Origin of the sequence: Micromonospora sp. S-DT3-3-22, assembly GCF_015354745.1 — a bacterium.
Lineage (GTDB): Bacteria > Actinomycetota > Actinomycetes > Mycobacteriales > Micromonosporaceae > Micromonospora > Micromonospora wenchangensis.
This window is the reverse complement of record NZ_JACGMO010000070.1, coordinates 22,092-38,155: the sequence shown is the minus strand read 5'-3', so window position 1 is coordinate 38,155 and position 16,064 is coordinate 22,092. Positions and strand designations below refer to the sequence as shown.

Genomic DNA, 16,064 nt, shown 5'->3' with positions numbered 1-16,064 from the left:
CCAAAGACTGCGGCCGAGATGCTGACCCGCGCCAAGTCCGTCACGCTCACGGAAGACGAATCCGAAAGGGCAGCACCCGCGTTCGACAACGCCGCCGACCTCGCCGCAGCACTGCGGTAACTCACCAGACGAACGCCTCCGCCATCTCGGCAACGTCCCGGACGCCGGGTGACCTCGGGAGCAGCTACCGCCCGTGGCACGCGGTCGGCGGCATGAGCGTGCACTCGATCATGCGCTGATGGTCGGCCGGGCCGGCAGTGGTCGCTCGACCTCGCCGATCGGGTGTTGCTGGTAGCCGCGTACTGGCGCACGAACCTGACGATGCGGCAGATCGGACCACTGTTCGGGGTGTCGCACTCCGCCGCGCACCGGGTCATCGACACCCTCGGCCCCCTGCTCGCCCTCACCCCAGCACGCCGACAGCGCATCGACCAGATCACCATCGTCGACGGCACCCTCATCCCCACCCGGGACCACCGCCTGGCCGCCCCGAGCAAGAACTACCGCTACAGCACGAACCTGCAGGTCGCCATCGACGCCCACACCCGCCTCGTCGTCGCCCTCGACGATCCACAACCCGGCAACCGCTACGACACCATCGTCCACCGCACCTCCGGCATCACCCAGAAACTCACGGGAGGCCAGTCATGGCCGACCGCGCCTACCGCGGCAACCCCGAGGTGATCATCCCGACCGCAAACCCACCGACGGCAGCGAACCCCAGTGGAAAGCGGACCTGAACCAGCAACACCGCACCATCCGTGCCCAGATCGAACACGCCCTGGCCCGCATGAAGACCTTCAAGATCCTGCGGGACTACCGCCGAGCCGCCCGAACAATTGCCGACACCGCTTCCGGCATCGCCCACCTCCACAACATCATCCTCGCCGGCTGACACCAACACCGGTGCCGGGCAACACCTTCACCGAATTTCGAGACATCCTCTGGTGAGCAAGGCATCTGTCCTCACGCAGGTGGGGGTCCATTTTCGCTACGTACAGCACGGCGTACCGGCGACTGCTCCCTGCGGATGCGGGGTCACGAGGGCACCCCAGCCTCCCAACTCACGCCCCGGGAACGGTGCAGGCGACGGTTCCGTGTGGTGGGCCACCACACCACAGAAGTTCCCGGTAACCCTCGATCCGTCCGGGCGCGTTGACATCGTTGCCGTGGGCACCTGACTCCAGCCATGCGGTTCAGGAATCTTGAGCTCTCGGGTGGCGCCTCCAGTGCATGACCGACCAGGGCGGCGCGAGTCCGTCGAGCGAGTCGATCTCCATGGGTTTGAGCGTGTCGGGGTCCAGGGCCTCGCGGTAGCGGGCGAAGACCCGTTCGACATAGCGATGCCCGGTGTCTGCCCCCACGACGAGGTGGGTGCGACCGGGGTCCCGTCGTGCCGTCCAGGCCGCCGCGAGGTAGGCGGCGCCGGTGGACAGGCCTGCGAAGACCGCGTGGTCGCGCATCAGGCCGATCGCGCCGGCCATGGCGTATCGGAATGTCAGCCAGTGAATCTGGTCATAGAGGTTGTGCCGGACGTTGTCGAACGGGATGGCGCTGCCGATGCCGGCGATGATGGCTTCGGGGTCCTGGAACCGTTCGCTGCCGAAGCTCACGCTGCCAAACGGCTGGATGCCGACGAGCGGGGTTGCCGGGTCGTGTGCTCGCAGCGGTTGGATCAGCCCCCCGCTGGACGCGCCGGTGCCGACGCTGGAGACCACGGCAAGGCGCGTGTCCGGCAGCGCGGCGCGCACCAGGTCGGCGAGTTCGGCGTAGCCGAGATAATGGACCGGGTCGTGGTACTGGCGCATCCAGTGCATGCCGGGATTGGCGCGCAGCAGCTGGCGTACCCGCTCGACTCGCCGGTTCTGGTCGAGCCGCAGATCGTGCTCGGCCGGCATCTGGTCGACGGTGGCACCGAGGATCTCCAGCTGGGCCCGGATGGTAGGTGTGACCGTGGTGGAGGCGATGATGTGGCATCGCAGGTCGTAGCGGTGGCAGACCATCGCCAGTGCCAATGCGTAGATGCCGCTCGAGCTGTCGACGAGGGTATCGCCGGGCCGTATCGTGCCTTCGGCGAGCAGGGCCCGGACGGCGCCGAGCGCGGCGTAGATCTTCAGGGTCTCGAACCGTAGCAGCACGACGTTGTCCGACAGTCTGATCAGGCTGGGAGCCCGGATCGCGTCGGTGATGTGGCTGTGGACGGTCGTTGGCACGTCGGGCGGGTTCGGCAGTGACATCGGCGGTCGTCCCTGGGGTTGAAGCCGGTGGATGGCGGAGACACTCCAAACGCATTGAAGCCGACGTATGTCTGTGTCGGATGGTAAGTCGGGTCGGCGGCCGCATTAGTTCCGCCGTAGTCGATGCAATAGGTCGGGAACTCTTCGGGCCGGCGGGACGACATATACACCGTGACGATTGCCTGCCTCGAGATGCTCTCCTTCGGGCTCGCCCACCTCGTACGTGCCGCCCGGGCTGCCGGCGAGCGGATCGTGCTGCTGACCGGTGTCGAGGAGTTGTACCTGCATGAACTCGCGAAGCTGCCGCCCGAGGCGATCCAGGTCGTTGCCGTGGACACGAACTATCGTGAGGCGGTCTCCCAGGCGCTGCGCGCGATCGAGGACCTCCGGGGTCTGATCAGTTCTACCGATACGTGGGGCGTGACCGGTGCCGAGCTCGCCGTCGAGCTCGGTCTACCGGGTATCGACCCGGCGGTCATCCGGCTGGCGCGCGACAAGTCACGCGTCCGGGACCTGCTCCACGGCAATAGGCTGAGCCCGTTCCCGGCGTTCGCCGTGGACGACGTGGCCTCACTGTCGCTCGACGAACTGGCGGCAGCCGTCGGCCTGCCGGCCGTTGTCAAGGACACAGCCGGTACCAGCAGCCGGAACGTGTGGCTCGTCCGCGACGCCGACGACTTCGCCCGCCTGCAACGGCAGGCTGCGGGCGCGACGCTGTTCGGGCGGTTGTTCGCGGAGCCGTTCCTCGCCGGTCCGGTCTACAGCGCCGAGACTGTGACCTGGGCCGGTCGCACTCGCATGCTGGGGATGTCGAGCCGCCTTATGTCGCCGCAGCCCTGGTTCCGGGAGGACGTGACCGCGTTTCCGGTGGCGTTGCCGCCCGACGAGTTCCGGGCGATCGAGGATTGGCTCGGTGACGTGCTGGCGGTCCTCGGCTACACCGACCGGTTCGCCCATGTCGAGCTGGCCATGACCGCCGACGGGCCGCGTCTGATCGAGGTGAATCCGCGGATCGGCGGTGCGCTCGTGGGCGAGTCGATGTGCCGGGCCCTGGATGTGAATGTCTACGGGGGAATGATCGACCTCGCGCTGGGCCGCCGCCCGCGGCTGCTCGACATGCCGTTGGGCGGTGGACCGGCTGTGGCGTTCGTACTGGCGTATCCGGACAGGTCCGGCGACCTCGTCGCCGTGCACGGCCTCGACGACATCGCCCGCTATCCCGGTCGACCCGAGTGGTACCCGACCAGGGCGGTCGGTGCCTCCATCGAGCACCTCAACGACGGGCGCGGCTACGTGGGGATCCTGTTGGCCGAGGGGCCGACCGCGGAGATCGCCACGCACCGCGCCGTGGCCGCGGCGGGTGCCGTGCGTGTCGAGACCCGCCCCGCGTGCTAGGGCCGGGTGCCGCGCACGATGAGCCGTCGGGCGTGGTTGTCGAAGGGCTCGGCATCGAATCCGCCGAAACACTCGACGCCGGTGAAGCCCGCTGCGGTGAGCATCCGCTTGAGCTCGGCGGCACTGTAGAGGTGATGCGTGATGGAAGTCTGCCGGGCCCGGCCGCCGCGGACGAGGTAGAAGTCGTCCCGGAAACGGGTCCAGTCATCCAGCACGGTGCCGCGTACGATCAGCGTGCCTCCATCGACGTCGGAAATGATCGGCGCGGCCCCGTCTCGGGCCGCGACCTCCTTGCCGTACAGGTCGATGAGGAGCCGGCCGCCGGGTGTGAGGCTGGTGAGCGCGTTGCGCAGCACCTGCATGTTCTCGTCGTGGTCGTCGAACAGGCCGAACGACGTGTACATGCTGATCACCAGGTCGAACTGGCCGGCCTCGACGAACTGGCGCATGTCCGCCCGCAGCAGCCGCACGTCGACCCCGGCCTCGACCGCCGCCGTCGCGGCCCGATCGAGCAGCGCTGCGCTCAGGTCCACCCCGGCCACCTGGGCACCGCGGCGGGCCAGCGGGATCGTGTACGTGCCCGGCCCGCATCCCAGGTCGAGCACCCTGGTGCCGGGCGACAGCCGCAGCAGCGGCGACGAGGCGACTCTCGTCTCGGCTTCCGCGGCACGTTCGGGCGAGAAGAACACCGCAGAGAAATCGGTCCACATCGACTCGTCCTCGAACCACTCCATCGCCGTTCCCTTCGCCACCGGTCAGATCTACCTCCTTGTATATGTCGTTGCCGGTTCCCGATCGGTTCCGGCGCGTCGAACGATCGGAGAGAGGCATGTCATGCTGAGCCTGTCCGTCGAGCGTGTTTCGCTGCGGCTGACCGAGACCGTGCGGAGTTCCCGCGGTGAGATCGACGCCGTGGACACCTGCATGGTCACCGTCACCCATGCCGGCATCGTTGCCTACGGTGAGGGCACGCCGATCGAGTACGACGGGGTCACTGCGGACGATGTCGCACGGGCCATCGAGGCCGACGGCTCTGCCCTGCTCGGTCCCGACCTGACCGACCCGCAGGCGGCGCTCGAACGTGTCGACGCCTGGGACGCGCCGGCAGGCGCCCGGATGGCCTTGGACGGCGCGCTGCACGACTGGATCGGCAAGGTCGGCCGACGGCCGACCTGGCAGCTCCTCGCCGCGCCCCGCCGGATCGGGCCGACGGTGTACACGATCGGGATCGCGAGTCCGGCCGAGGCCGCTACTGCGGTCCGCAACGCACCGCAGGTGGGTGCGTTCAAGGTGAAGGTCGGTGGCCCCGACGACATCGATGTCCTCGACGCCATCCGGCAGGTGACACCGCTGCCGATCCGGATCGACGCGAATGAGGCGTGGGATCTCAGCACCGCGCGTGCCCTCACGCCACGTCTGCGCGCGCTTGGCGTCCACCTCGTCGAGCAGCCCTTCCCACGAAGCCGCATCGATGACTACGTCCGCTACCGAGAGCTTCCCGACCGGCTCCCGATCGTCCTGGACGAAGGATGCACCGACGTGGCCAGCGTCCACGCCGCCCGGAAACACTCCGACGGCATCGTCGTCAAGCTGTGCAAGGCGGGCGGCGTCCGCGCCGCACGACGGGTCATGGCAGCCGCCCGGCAGGCCGGGCTCACGGTGCTGCTCAGCTGCATGTGCGAGTCGGAACTCGCCATCAGCCAGGCCGCGCTGCTCGCCCCGCTGGCCGACCACATCGACCTCGACGGCCACCTCTACCTCCGCGATCAACCCTTCCGCGGGCTCGGACTCGAGGGCGGGTGGATCGTCCTGGGCGACGGACCCGGGCTCGGGGTGGCACCCGCGGCCAGCCCGAAACGGAGTCGACAGTGAACTGGTACGAGGACATGAACCTGTGGTCCGGCTTCTCGGAGGTGCTCTTCACCCCCGAGCGTGCGCGGGCCGCCGCCGATGCGGTCGCCACCTCACCCCTGCTCGCGTTCGCTCCCGCAAGCCGCGTGCTCGACCAATGCTGCGGCACGGGGTTCTTCACCGCGCCACTGGCTCGCCGTGGCTACCAGGTGACCGGCGTGGACCTGCACCCCGAGTTGCTCGAACGCGCGGCGGCCGCGTGCGCCGACGCCGGCGCGACGGCGTCTCTCGTACGAGCGGACGTTCGCGAGTACGGGGCGCCGGAGGCGTACGACGTCGTGGTGAACATGTACACCTCCTTCGGCTACTTCGACGACCACGAGGACAACATGCGGGTGCTGCACAACGCCCACCGGTCCCTCGCTCCAGGAGGCCAGCTGCTCGTCGATCTGCTGAGCAAGGAGACCTACGCGTCGTGGGTCGGACCACCGAAGATCGTCGACGTGCCCGGCGGCATGGTGGTGATGCGCGACACGATTCTGGACGACTGGACCCGCTACCGAACCGACTGGACGCTGGTGCGGGGCGACACAGCCGCGCACACCTCCCTCACCTGCTACGTCTACAGCGCCGCCGAACTGCGCGACATGTTCGCGGAGGCAGGATTCGGGAAGATCGAGTGCTTCGGCAATCTGGACGGCGGCCCCTACGACGCCAACGCGACCCGCCTGATCATCCGGGGCAGCAAGGGAAGCGGGTGAGACCCGCCGCACTCGGCTCGTTCACCGGGGTGCGGATCGCCCTGCTCGGCAGCGGGCTGCTCGTCAACCTGATCGGCTTCTCCGTCTACCCGTACCTGGCGATCCTGCTGCGGCAGCGCATGGACCTCAGCATGGATCAGGTCGGCGTCGTCCTGGGGCTGACGGCATTCGTGCAGTTCGCCGGCGGAGCGCCGGGCGCGGTGCTGGCGGAGCACCTCGGCCTGCGGCGTTCGCTGCTGCTGGCGATGGCGCTGCAGACGCTCGGTTCGCTGGGACTGCTCGCTGGCGAGGTATGGCCGCCGGTGACAGTCCTGGCGCTGATGATCCGGTCGGCGGCCACCGCGCTGTACTCGCCCGCCGTCCGCGCCTACACGGTGCACGGCGCGGACCCGGACGAGCAGCCGCGGCTGGTGTCGGCGAGCTACGCCACCGGCAACGCCGGGATCGCCCTCGGTCCGGTGGTAGGTGCGCTGTTCATCAACGACCCGGGGGTGATGTTCGCCACCGCGGCCGCCCTGCATGCCGCGCTGACGGTCGGGCACGCGCTCCTGCCGCAGGAATCGCGTGGCCACACCCGGGCCGTCGAGCCGCTGCACCGTGCCCTGAGCGGGCTGGCGGTCCTGCCGTTCACGGTGACTGCCCTGACCATCTACCTCCACCTCTACTTCTACCAATATCTCGCGTCCTATGCGGAAGGAAGGGTGCCCACGGTGTTCTACGGATCGGCCATGATGGGCTATTCGCTGCTGCTGGTCGTGCTGCAACCACTCTTGGCAGGGCGGGTCGAACAGATGCGGTACACCCAGGCGATGACGATCGGGTTCGGTGGCCTGGCCATCGGCATGACCGCGTTCGCCGGCGGGCACGAACTCACGATCGCCGCCGGCATCGTCGCCCTCGGCGTGGGCAACTCGATACTCTTTCTCAAGAACGTCCTCGAGGCGCTCGCCGGCACCCCCCGCTCGGCGGCGGTGGTCTTCGGGCACCAGCGGCTCGCCGAAGGCGTCGGCGCGCTCCTCAGCGGTGTCGTCGGCGGCGTCGTCTACCAGGCGTTCGAGACCGCCGGACACCTGCCCGGGCTATGGCTGGCCGTGGCCGCCCAGTGTGTGCTGCTGCCGATCCTGGTCGTACTGGTGCACCGAAGGCTCCGGCACCCCGCTCCCGCACCGGTGGGTCCCCGATGACCCCGGCCGACGCAGTCGCCGCGGCCCGCACCGTCGCGGGGCGCCTGCACGAAGACGTGGTCGCGCGCGAGCGCGCCAACCGACCGCCGCGGGCCGAGATCCAACTGCTACGCGGCAGCGGACTGCTCGCGGCCGATCCCGACGACCTCGAGACCACGCACCTCGTCACCCGCATCATCGCGGCGTCCGACGCCTCGATCGGACACCTCCTCGGCTACCACTACACACACCTCTGGCGCGCCCGCCTGTACGACAACGCCGACCTGGCCCGCCGACTGCGACAAGACGTCAGATCCGAAGGGCTCTTCGTGGCGTCCGTCAGCAACCCACGCGACACCATCGTGGCGACCACGACCGCAGACACGTTCACGGTCTCCGGCCGGGGCGCGTTCGCCACCGGATGTGCCGTCGCTGACCGGATCCTGGTCGGCGCGATTCGCGACGACCAGGAGTCCCGCATCGTGGTAGTGGTACCCGCTGACGCGGACGGGCTCTCGCATCCACCGGACTGGGACAACCTGGGCCAGCGCCTGACGGCCAGCGGCAGCATCGTCCTGCGGGATGTCACGGCCGGCCCCGCCGACGTGCTGGGCACCTTCCCGCCCGGTGAGGACGAGACGAGCCCGAGATGGCAGCAACTGTCGCTCGTCTCCCTCGCCTTCCAAACAGTGCTCACCCAGATACTCGTCGGCATCACCGAGGGAGCGCTGGACGAGGCTGCCCGCTACACGCGGGAGCAGTCCCGGCCCTGGCCAGCCAGCGGGCTGGCCAGGGCCGTCGACGACCCACACGTGCTCGCCGGATACGGCGAACTCGCCGCGAGCCTCCACGCGGCGCGATTGCTGGCCGACGACGCGACCCGCGCCCTCGCCAAGGCCGACCGGCGGGGCCTGGACCTGACCCCGGCCGAACGTGGCCGGACCGCGCTGACGGTCTCGGCCGCGAAGGTCGTAGCCACCCGCCTCGCGATGGAGGCAACGAGCCGGATCTTCGAACTCACCGGGGGGCGCGCCACGACACGATCATCCGGACTGGACCGCTTCTGGCGTGACGCCCGAACGCTCACCGTCCACGATCCAGTCGCCTACAAGGCCCGGGAACTCGGCACGCACCTGCTCACCGGCAACCCGCCACCGACCACGGCGTACAGCTGAGATCCGTTGCTCAGCGGATCGCGACCAGGACCCGCTCTTCGAGATCCTGCCAAACCACGCCGACCTCGGTCAGCCCGGCCTCCACGAGAGCTGCCTGGTGATAGTCGAGCGTGGCACCCGTCCAGTCACGGGCCCCTGCTGGCCACAGCGTCTGCCGTTCGGCGACGGCGTCGGCCAGCGCCGGGTGCGCTTCGACGGCCGCCCACCAGTCCTCCCACGGCTCCGCGCCGGCCTCGATCGCATGCTGCTGGCGCCCCCGGTCGATGGCCTCACAGGCGGCCCGGAGGCGGCTGCCCGCAGGTAGTGGTAGGTAGTCGGCGTTGACCAGGACGCCACCCGGGCGGAGCAACCCGGCCGCGGTGCGGTAGACCGCCGTCAGCGCGGGCGGCGTGAGCCAGTGCAGCGCCGTGCTGGACAGGACGGCATCGAACGAGCCCTCACCGGATTCAGGGCCGAGCCGCTCCGCCCACGACGGATCACGGAGGTCAGCCCGGACCCAACGCAGCCGCCCGCCCTGGTCGCCGAGCCCGCCCTCGCCGATGGCGAGCAGCACCGGATCGGTGTCAAGCGCCACCGCGCGGCCCTCGGGAAAGCGGCGGAGAAAGCGTTCGCTGATGGCGCCGGGACCGCAGGCGAGATCGAGCACCGTCAGGCCGGGCTGCGGGCAGAGCTGCTCCAGGACGTCGAACATCACGGTGAACACCCGCTCGCGTTGCTCGATGTAGATGTCCTGCTGGACATCCCAGCGGCGCAGCAGCTCGGCGAACGAGGCCTGCGCGATCGTTTGGTCGATCATGCTTGCTCCTGATTCTGTCGGTGACAGGCGACGGACTCGTCGGGACGGGGCCCGACGATCATTTGCGGGCGTTCGGCCTCGCACCGGTCGAACGCCTGCGGACAACGCGGGTTGAACGCACACCCGTCGATGCTGGCGAGCGGGCCGGGCATCTCCCCGCGCAGCGTAGGAGCCGGCGAAGGGTCCGCGTCGAGGCGTGGGACGGCCGCAAGCAACGCCTGCGTGTACGGGTGCCGAGCGGCATCCATCAGGCGCAGCGTGGGCGCGCTCTCGACGATTCGGCCCCGGTACATGACGGCCACCCGGTCGGCGAGTTGGCGCACCACGGCGAGGTCATGCGCGATGAACAGGCAGCCGAGGCCGAGCCTGTCCACCAGATCCCGGATCAGGTTGAGGACGGTGGCCTGCACGGGCGCGTCGAGGGCCGTGACCGGTTCGTCGCAGATCAGCAGCCGGGGCCGTACCGCGAGAGCGCGGGCGATCGCGACGCGTTGGCGCTGCCCTCCACTGAGCTCACGCGGCCGCCGCCCGGCGAGGCCCGGGTCCAGCTCGACCAGCTCGAGTAGTTCCGCCACCCGCTGGCGGCGTGCCGCCCGAGAGCCGATGCGGTGGATGTGCAGTGGTTCGGCGAGCGCACGGGCGACCGTCTGCCGCGGACTCAGCGATTGGAACGGATCTTGAAAGACCATCTGTACCGCCCGCCGGTACGCCCGGAGGGCGTCACCGCGCAGCGCGTGGACATCCGCGCCGTCCAGAGACACCGTGCCGGCGATGGGGCGTTCGAGCCGCACCACGGTCCGGGCGATTGTCGACTTGCCGCAACCGGACTCACCCACGAGCGCCAGCAGTTCGCCGGGGCGGACACTCAGGTCGACGTCGCGGACCACCGGCACGAGCCTGCCGGCGATCGGGAACGCCACTCGTACTGCGGTCAGCTCAAGCACCGTCGTACCCGATCGGCCGCGCCACCGTCGGACGCGCCCAGCAGGCAGAGGTGTGCCCTGGCGTCACCGGTTGCAGCGGCGGTTCCTCGACGTGACATCGCTTCGTGGCATGTGCGCAGCGCGGTGCGAATGCGCAGGCACCCACCTTGCGTCGGGCCGGCTCCGCGGGCGGAAGGGTCCGGAACCGGGTTCCGGGCACCGCCTTGGGTGACGGCACCGCGTCGAGCAGGCCGCGTGTGTACGGATGGTCGGGCCGGCTCACGACGTCGGCTGCCGGCCCGACCTCGACGATGCGGCCGGCGTAGCAGACCGCGATGTCGTCGGCTATCCGGGCCGCCGCCGCGATGTCGTGGCTGATGAGGATCAGCCCCATCCCGATGGATTCGCGCAGATCCGCCAGCAGAGCATGGATCTGGGCCTGGGTGGTGACGTCCAACGCCGAGGTTGGTTCGTCGGCGATCAGGATCTCCGGCTCTCCGGCCAGGGCCAGGGCGATCATCACCCGCTGGCACATTCCACCGGACAGCGTGTGCGGGTAGGCGGAGACCTGCGACTCCGGTTCCGGGAGACCGACCATCTTCAACAGCTCGAGCGATCGGGCGCGCTCACGGCCGCGCGGGACGACGCCAGCGTGCCGCACCGCGTCGTCGAGCAGCGCGCCCACCGTCCGGACCGGGTTGAGCGCACCCCGCGCGTCCTGCAACACCACACCGACCCGGCGCCCCCGCACCGCCTCCTGGATCGCCGGTCCGCCGCCGAGCAGGTCGACCTGGCCCAGGACCGCGCGGCCGCTGACCCGCGCGGTGGCATCGACCAGCCCGAGCGGGGCGAGGGTGGACAACGTCTTGCCGCTCCCGCTCTCCCCGACGATCGCCAACGCTCTGCCAGGGGCTACGCGGTAGTCGATACCGTCCACCACCTTTCGTCCGGCGAAGGCGACCGCGAGTTCCTCGACCCGGTACGGGCCGGTGGTCGAGCCGTTCATCCGGGCGCGCCGCCGCGGCATTCCGAGCCGTACCAGCGGCAGGTTGTCGGTGGCGAACTGCTCGGCCAGCAGGTTGCTGGCGAGGACGACGGCGGCGATGGCCAGGCCGGGTGGCAACGCCAGCCACAGGGCGGAGTCCAGATACGGGCGGGCGTCGATGAGCATCTGCCCCCACTCCGGTTCGGGCGGCGGGATGCCGAGACCGAGAAAGCTGAGGAACGCCAGCGACAGCACGATGAAACCGATCTCGATGCTCGCGTAGACGAGCACTGGTGCTGCCAGGGCGGGCAATGCATGCTGAAAGAGGATCCGGAACCGGGACGCGCCGAGCACCTGCAGCGCGTCGAAGTAGGCGCTGCGGCGGAGACTGACGAACCGCCCGCGCGCCAACCGGGCGAATGGCGGCCAACCGGTCAGGGACAGGGCCAGAACGAGGTTGGCGCTGCCGTGACCGCGCACGCCCAGGATGGCCAGCGCGACGATCAGTGAGGGCAGGGTCAGCGTCACGTCCATCAACCACAACGCCACGCGATCCGGCCAGCCGCCGAGGAAGCCGCCGGCGGCACCGATCACCACCCCGACAGTGACGGACACCGCGAGCACCGCCGCGGCCAGTATCAGTGAGGCCTGCGCACCGTACAGCAGGCGGGACAACTGGTCCCGGCCCAGTTGGTCGGTGCCCAGCAGATGCTCCATCGACGGCCGCGCCAGGCTGGCCATCAGATCGTTGGCGATCGGGTCGTACGGAGCGATGACCGGCGCCAGAGCCCCGGCTATGACGAAACCCAGCAACGGCAGTGCGCAGATCACGGTACGACGCCGGCGGCCCGCCCCCGACGCCGTCATCCGTTGCTCACCCGTGGGTCGATCCGGCCGTGTAGCCGGTCGGCCAGCCGGTTGGTCGCGGTGAAGGCCAGCGCGAAGCACAGCACGCACGCCTGGATCGCCATCAGGTCGCGGAAGTTCACGGCCTGGACGAAGTAGTCACCGATACCGTTGTGGGCGAAGACGGTCTCCACCACCAGCGCTCCGGTGAGCATGCCGCCGACGATCAGGCCGATCGTGTTGAGGACGGCGCCGGCGACGTTGGGCAGCGCGTCGCGCACGACGATCGACACCGTCGGCGTGCCCCGCGCCTGCGCGGCGCGTACGTACGGTTGGGCGAGTGCTTCGCGCAGTGACACAGCGACCACACGGCTGAGTAGGCCGACAGCCGGTAGGGCGAGGACGACCACCGGCATCACGTATCCGGCGAGACCGCCGTCGGCGGAGGTGGGTAGAAGACCCAGTTGCTCGGTGAGCACGACGACCAGTAGATAGCTGACCCAGAAGGTGGGCAACGAGACGGCGAGCAGGCCCGTCAGCCGCAGGCCGCGTCGAGCCGGACGCCACGGCAGCATGACGGCCAGCGCACCGACCAGCATGCCTAGCGGCAACGCCACAACCGCCGCCAGCCCGGCCAGCGACAGCGTGACCGGGACGCGTTCCGCCAACTCGGTCAGGACCGGCCGGCCGGTGCGCGCGGACTTCCCCAGATCACCCTGCACGGCGTGGCCGAGCCAACGGACGTAACGTTCGGGGATGCTGCCCTCCATTCCCAGCTCACGCCGGGCCGAGGCGACCTGGTCCTCGGTGACGCCGGGGTGCCCGGCCCGCTGCTGCGCGAGCCGGGTGGCGGCGTCACCGGGAGCCAGCGCGATGAGCCCGAACGCCAGCAGCGACGTGATTCCGAGAACCAGCGCCAACTCGGCGGCCAGCCGGGCCGACCGCCGAGTCCAACGCACGAGCAGACCGTTCATCGTTGTAGCGTCACCGTGGACAGGTCGAAGTCGTACTCCGTGTGCGGCACCTGGAAGCCCTTGACCGCCGGGCCGACGGCCCACACCCGTGGCCGGTACGCGATCGGCACGAAGGCGGCCTCCCGGTTCAGCACGGCCCAGGCCTCCTGGTAGTTCTTGGCGCGGGTGGCGGCGTCCCGGGCGTACAGCGCTCCGTCGATGAGCCGTTCGACCTCGTCGGTCTTCCACAGTCCGGGATCCTTACGGTCGCCGGTCAGGAAGCCGACCACGAACCCCGACGGGTCGTAAGGGGCGCCGTAGGTCTCCATGAAGGCGAGGTCGTACTTGCCGGCGTGCAGGTCGTCGTAGAACGTGGCCTCGTCGACCGCGACGATGTTCACCGTGATCCCGACCTCGCCCAGTGCCGAGGCGACGGCCTGAGCGCTGAGCCGCGAGTCCTGCCAGCCGACGGCGGCTGTCGACGGGATCCGCAGCGACAGGACCAGCTGCTTGCCATCCTTGACCCGGCCCTTGCCCTCCTGGCGCCACCCGGCCGCATCGAGAATCCGGCGGGCCTGGTCGGGATCGAAGGGCAGGCTCTGCGGCGCCCCTGCGTCCGGGATTCCCGGCGCGAACAGCGTGGTCGCAGCCTTGGCCTGTCCGGCGTAGAGCACCTTGGTCAGGGTCTCCCGGTCCAGGGCGTACCGTACCGCCTCGCGGATCGCCTTGTCGCCCGCGACGCCGTTGAGGTTGAAGCCGAGCATGACGGTGATGTCCGGATCACCGTGCAGCACCGTGACCCGCTCGTCCTTGCCGAGGGTGACCGCCTCGGTCGGCGAGATCGGCGCCAGGTAACTGCCGCCGAGCATGTCCACCTCGCCCGCGCGCAGCGCGGAGACCCGGGTCTGCGAGTCCTTTCTGACGCTGAACTCAACCCGGTCGATCTTCGGTTTGACGCCCCAATAGCCGTCGTTGCGGACCAGGCTCGCGGCCGTCGTCGTGATCTGTTCCAGCCGCCATGGCCCGGTGCCGATGGCCTTGGTGAACTTCCCGGAAGCGTCGACGGCCTTGGGGCTCATGAAGCCGGGGGGCCGGGTGAAGGTCAGTTCCTGCAGCAGCGGGTCGTAGGCGCGTTCGAGGCGCAGCCGCAGCTTCATCGGCCCAGGCACCTCCACGGCCTTGATAATCTTCGAGGCGGCCAGCCAGGAATGCGACTCCTTGCCCACCCAGCGATCGAGGTTCCACTTCGCCGCCTGTTCGTCGAACGGCGTGTCGTCGTGGAACTTCACACCGGTCCGCAGCTCGAAGTCGATCGTGAGTCCGTCCGCCGCGACCTGCCACGACGTGGCCAGGCCCGGCTCCAGGCGACCACCCTGTCCGTACTTCACCAGCGTCTCGAAGACCATCGGCGCGATGAACCAGTCCCCGTTGTAGTCGTGCGGGTCCTGGTCGCCGTACTCGTTCGCGTTCGCCACGCGCAGCGTGCCGCCGGTCGCGGCGGTTCGATCGGCGTCCCCGGATCCGCTGGCCGTGCAACCTGCCACCAGAGCAGCCAGCACCGCCAGTGTGGCCAGCGCCCGGGCTGGTCGGCAGGCCCGTAGCAGCGAGGAACCTTCGTCCAAATACCGAGCGACACGCATCAAGGAGCCTTCCAGAGTGGCATCTGCGCTGACCAGGGGTGGCGGACACCCTTACCTCGAGAAGGAGGCCGGGGTGATTCACAGACATAGTCGTCTGACGACAAGCGAAAGTTCCCTCAAGGTGAGCCGGCGACCGGATCGGCGGACCAGTCGGGTGATGCGGTACGCCGACCGGGCGCGGGAGTGTGGCGTTGTCGGCTCTGCCTCACGCAGCCCCGCCACAGTCCGAACCGGTGCCTGGCACCTGCTCCGATCCGGCGACGGGGTGTCCCCGAGGCGAGTCGGTCACGGTGCCGTGCCCCGATCCCAGCGTGCACCCCTGCGCCCGAGCCCTCGTTGTCCCTCCGAAGGTCGTTTGCCGATCCGGCAAGTTTCCTCGCCGGCATCGCGTGACAGGGGGCACCATGCCGGTCGAGCCTGATCGATCGTGAGGACGTGAGCGTATGAAGTACATCGAGCGCCCGGACGCGGCAACCCCGGCCGAGTTCTGGGAGAGTCTGCACCAGCAGGTGGCCGACGCCCAGTGGGAGGTGCGCGTCAACCCGATCCTTGCCGCAACGGTCGGTGACCTTCCGCCGGGTGCCGCTCTCGACCTGGGCTGCGGCCAGGGCGGCGACAGCCTGTGGCTCGCGCAACGCGGCTGGCAGGTCACCGCGGTCGACATCGCCGATGCCGCCCTGCAACGGGTGAGCGAACGTGCCGCCCGGCAGAGACTGAGCGACAGGATCGTCACCGAACGGCATGATCTGGCGGATTCCCTACCCCGGGGCACCTGGGACCTGGTGAGCGCTCATTACCTGCACAGCCTCTTCGACTTCCCCAGGGCCCGCATCCTGCGTGATCTCGGCGAGCAGGTGAACCCCGGTGGCATGCTGCTGATCGTCGACCACGGTTCAGTAGCACCATGGTCCTGGAACCAGGGGGCCACGATTCCCACCCCGGACGAGACCCTGGCCGGTCTGGCCCTCGATTCCACGTCCTGGCATGTGCTTCGCTGCGAAGCCCGCGATCGGACGGCCACCGGCCCGGGTGGCCAGACGGCCGAGGTGACCGACAATGTGATCGCCTTGCGCAGGACGGGCTGACCGGATCTTCGCTGCGAAGGCGACCGCCGTCGGCCCGGCCCGCGCGAACCGGCCCACGACGGGCGTCATTCGGTTCGGGCAGAGCGTTCCGCGTTACCGGAGGCGACCGTCCCCCGGCGGGCCATGGCGTCGCCGGTGATGAGCAGGCCGTCGGGTTCGGCTGGTTCCACGCTGCTGACGCTGGCGGGACTGTGGGCGAGGGACCCGCTCCGCTGCTGGTGGAAGGTCGGAACAGGGAACTAAAGCCGTCCACG

General features: G+C 69.5%; 13 protein-coding genes and 2 pseudogenes. 8 read left to right on the top strand and 7 right to left on the bottom strand.

The window, feature by feature from the left end:
- A pseudogene (locus H1A17_RS35625) lies at positions 1-120 on the top strand (VOC family protein); the annotation flags it as partial.
- 114 nt (positions 121-234) lie between these two features.
- A pseudogene (locus H1A17_RS20210) lies at positions 235-895 on the top strand (transposase family protein); the annotation flags it as partial.
- Positions 896-1,196: 301 nt separating this feature from the next.
- Here the strand turns inward: H1A17_RS20210 and H1A17_RS20205 are convergent.
- On the bottom strand, positions 1,197-2,237 hold the full coding sequence (locus H1A17_RS20205) for a pyridoxal-phosphate dependent enzyme (protein ID WP_194822659.1): 1,041 nt from the start codon (positions 2,235-2,237) through the stop codon (positions 1,197-1,199).
- Positions 2,238-2,408: 171 nt separating this feature from the next.
- Here H1A17_RS20205 and H1A17_RS20200 point away from each other — a divergent pair, with 171 nt between their 5' ends.
- On the top strand, positions 2,409-3,632 hold the full coding sequence (locus tag H1A17_RS20200; protein WP_194822658.1) for an ATP-grasp domain-containing protein: 1,224 nt from the start codon (positions 2,409-2,411) through the stop codon (positions 3,630-3,632).
- Here H1A17_RS20200 and H1A17_RS20195 read toward each other — a convergent pair.
- A complete protein-coding gene (locus H1A17_RS20195) occupies positions 3,629-4,366 on the bottom strand; it encodes a class I SAM-dependent methyltransferase (RefSeq protein WP_194822657.1) in 738 nt (245 codons plus the stop codon). The two genes, H1A17_RS20200 and H1A17_RS20195, sit on opposite strands and share 4 nt — an antisense overlap.
- A gap of 100 nt (positions 4,367-4,466) precedes the next feature.
- Here H1A17_RS20195 and H1A17_RS20190 point away from each other — a divergent pair, with 100 nt between their 5' ends.
- Genes H1A17_RS20190 through H1A17_RS20175 form a run of 4 tightly spaced genes read left to right on the top strand, consistent with a single transcriptional unit; the run spans position 4,467 to position 8,582 of the window.
- Positions 4,467-5,504 carry an enolase C-terminal domain-like protein gene (locus H1A17_RS20190; protein WP_194822656.1) on the top strand — a complete coding sequence of 346 codons (1,038 nt, stop codon included), beginning with the start codon at positions 4,467-4,469 and terminating at the stop codon, positions 5,502-5,504.
- Positions 5,501-6,244 (top strand): class I SAM-dependent methyltransferase, encoded by a 744-nt coding sequence (locus tag H1A17_RS20185; protein ID WP_088643293.1) that lies wholly within the window; start codon positions 5,501-5,503, stop codon positions 6,242-6,244. Before H1A17_RS20190 ends, H1A17_RS20185 begins: the two co-directional genes overlap by 4 nt.
- Positions 6,241-7,428, top strand: a complete 1,188-nt coding sequence (locus tag H1A17_RS20180; RefSeq protein ID WP_194822655.1) for an MFS transporter — start codon at positions 6,241-6,243, stop codon at positions 7,426-7,428. Before H1A17_RS20185 ends, H1A17_RS20180 begins: the two co-directional genes overlap by 4 nt.
- Positions 7,425-8,582, top strand: a complete 1,158-nt coding sequence (locus tag H1A17_RS20175) for an acyl-CoA dehydrogenase family protein (RefSeq protein ID WP_194822654.1) — start codon at positions 7,425-7,427, stop codon at positions 8,580-8,582. Before H1A17_RS20180 ends, H1A17_RS20175 begins: the two co-directional genes overlap by 4 nt.
- Positions 8,583-8,592: 10 nt before the next feature.
- On the opposite strand, the gene H1A17_RS20170 is transcribed toward H1A17_RS20175, so the two are convergent.
- The 5 genes from H1A17_RS20170 to H1A17_RS20150 are packed head-to-tail and all read right to left on the bottom strand — an operon-like array spanning position 8,593 to position 14,560.
- Positions 8,593-9,378: a class I SAM-dependent methyltransferase gene (locus H1A17_RS20170; RefSeq protein ID WP_145920735.1), complete on the bottom strand. Its 786-nt coding sequence runs from the start codon at positions 9,376-9,378 to the stop codon at positions 8,593-8,595.
- A complete protein-coding gene (locus tag H1A17_RS20165; RefSeq protein ID WP_088643297.1) occupies positions 9,375-10,322 on the bottom strand; it encodes an oligopeptide/dipeptide ABC transporter ATP-binding protein in 948 nt (315 codons plus the stop codon). Before H1A17_RS20165 ends, H1A17_RS20170 begins: the two co-directional genes overlap by 4 nt.
- Positions 10,315-12,117, bottom strand: coding sequence for a dipeptide/oligopeptide/nickel ABC transporter permease/ATP-binding protein (locus tag H1A17_RS20160; protein WP_194822653.1), 1,803 nt, complete (start codon positions 12,115-12,117; stop codon positions 10,315-10,317). Before H1A17_RS20160 ends, H1A17_RS20165 begins: the two co-directional genes overlap by 8 nt.
- Positions 12,118-12,149: 32 nt before the next feature.
- Positions 12,150-13,106, bottom strand: coding sequence for an ABC transporter permease (locus tag H1A17_RS20155; RefSeq protein ID WP_194822652.1), 957 nt, complete (start codon positions 13,104-13,106; stop codon positions 12,150-12,152).
- Positions 13,103-14,560: an ABC transporter substrate-binding protein gene (locus H1A17_RS20150; RefSeq protein ID WP_194822651.1), complete on the bottom strand. Its 1,458-nt coding sequence runs from the start codon at positions 14,558-14,560 to the stop codon at positions 13,103-13,105. The genes H1A17_RS20155 and H1A17_RS20150 overlap by 4 nt, the downstream gene beginning before the upstream one ends.
- Positions 14,561-15,168: 608 nt before the next feature.
- On the opposite strand from H1A17_RS20150, the gene H1A17_RS20145 reads away from it, so the two are divergent.
- Positions 15,169-15,810, top strand: a complete 642-nt coding sequence (locus tag H1A17_RS20145) for a bifunctional 2-polyprenyl-6-hydroxyphenol methylase/3-demethylubiquinol 3-O-methyltransferase UbiG (RefSeq protein WP_194822650.1) — start codon at positions 15,169-15,171, stop codon at positions 15,808-15,810.
- The last annotated feature ends 254 nt before the right edge of the window (positions 15,811-16,064 follow it).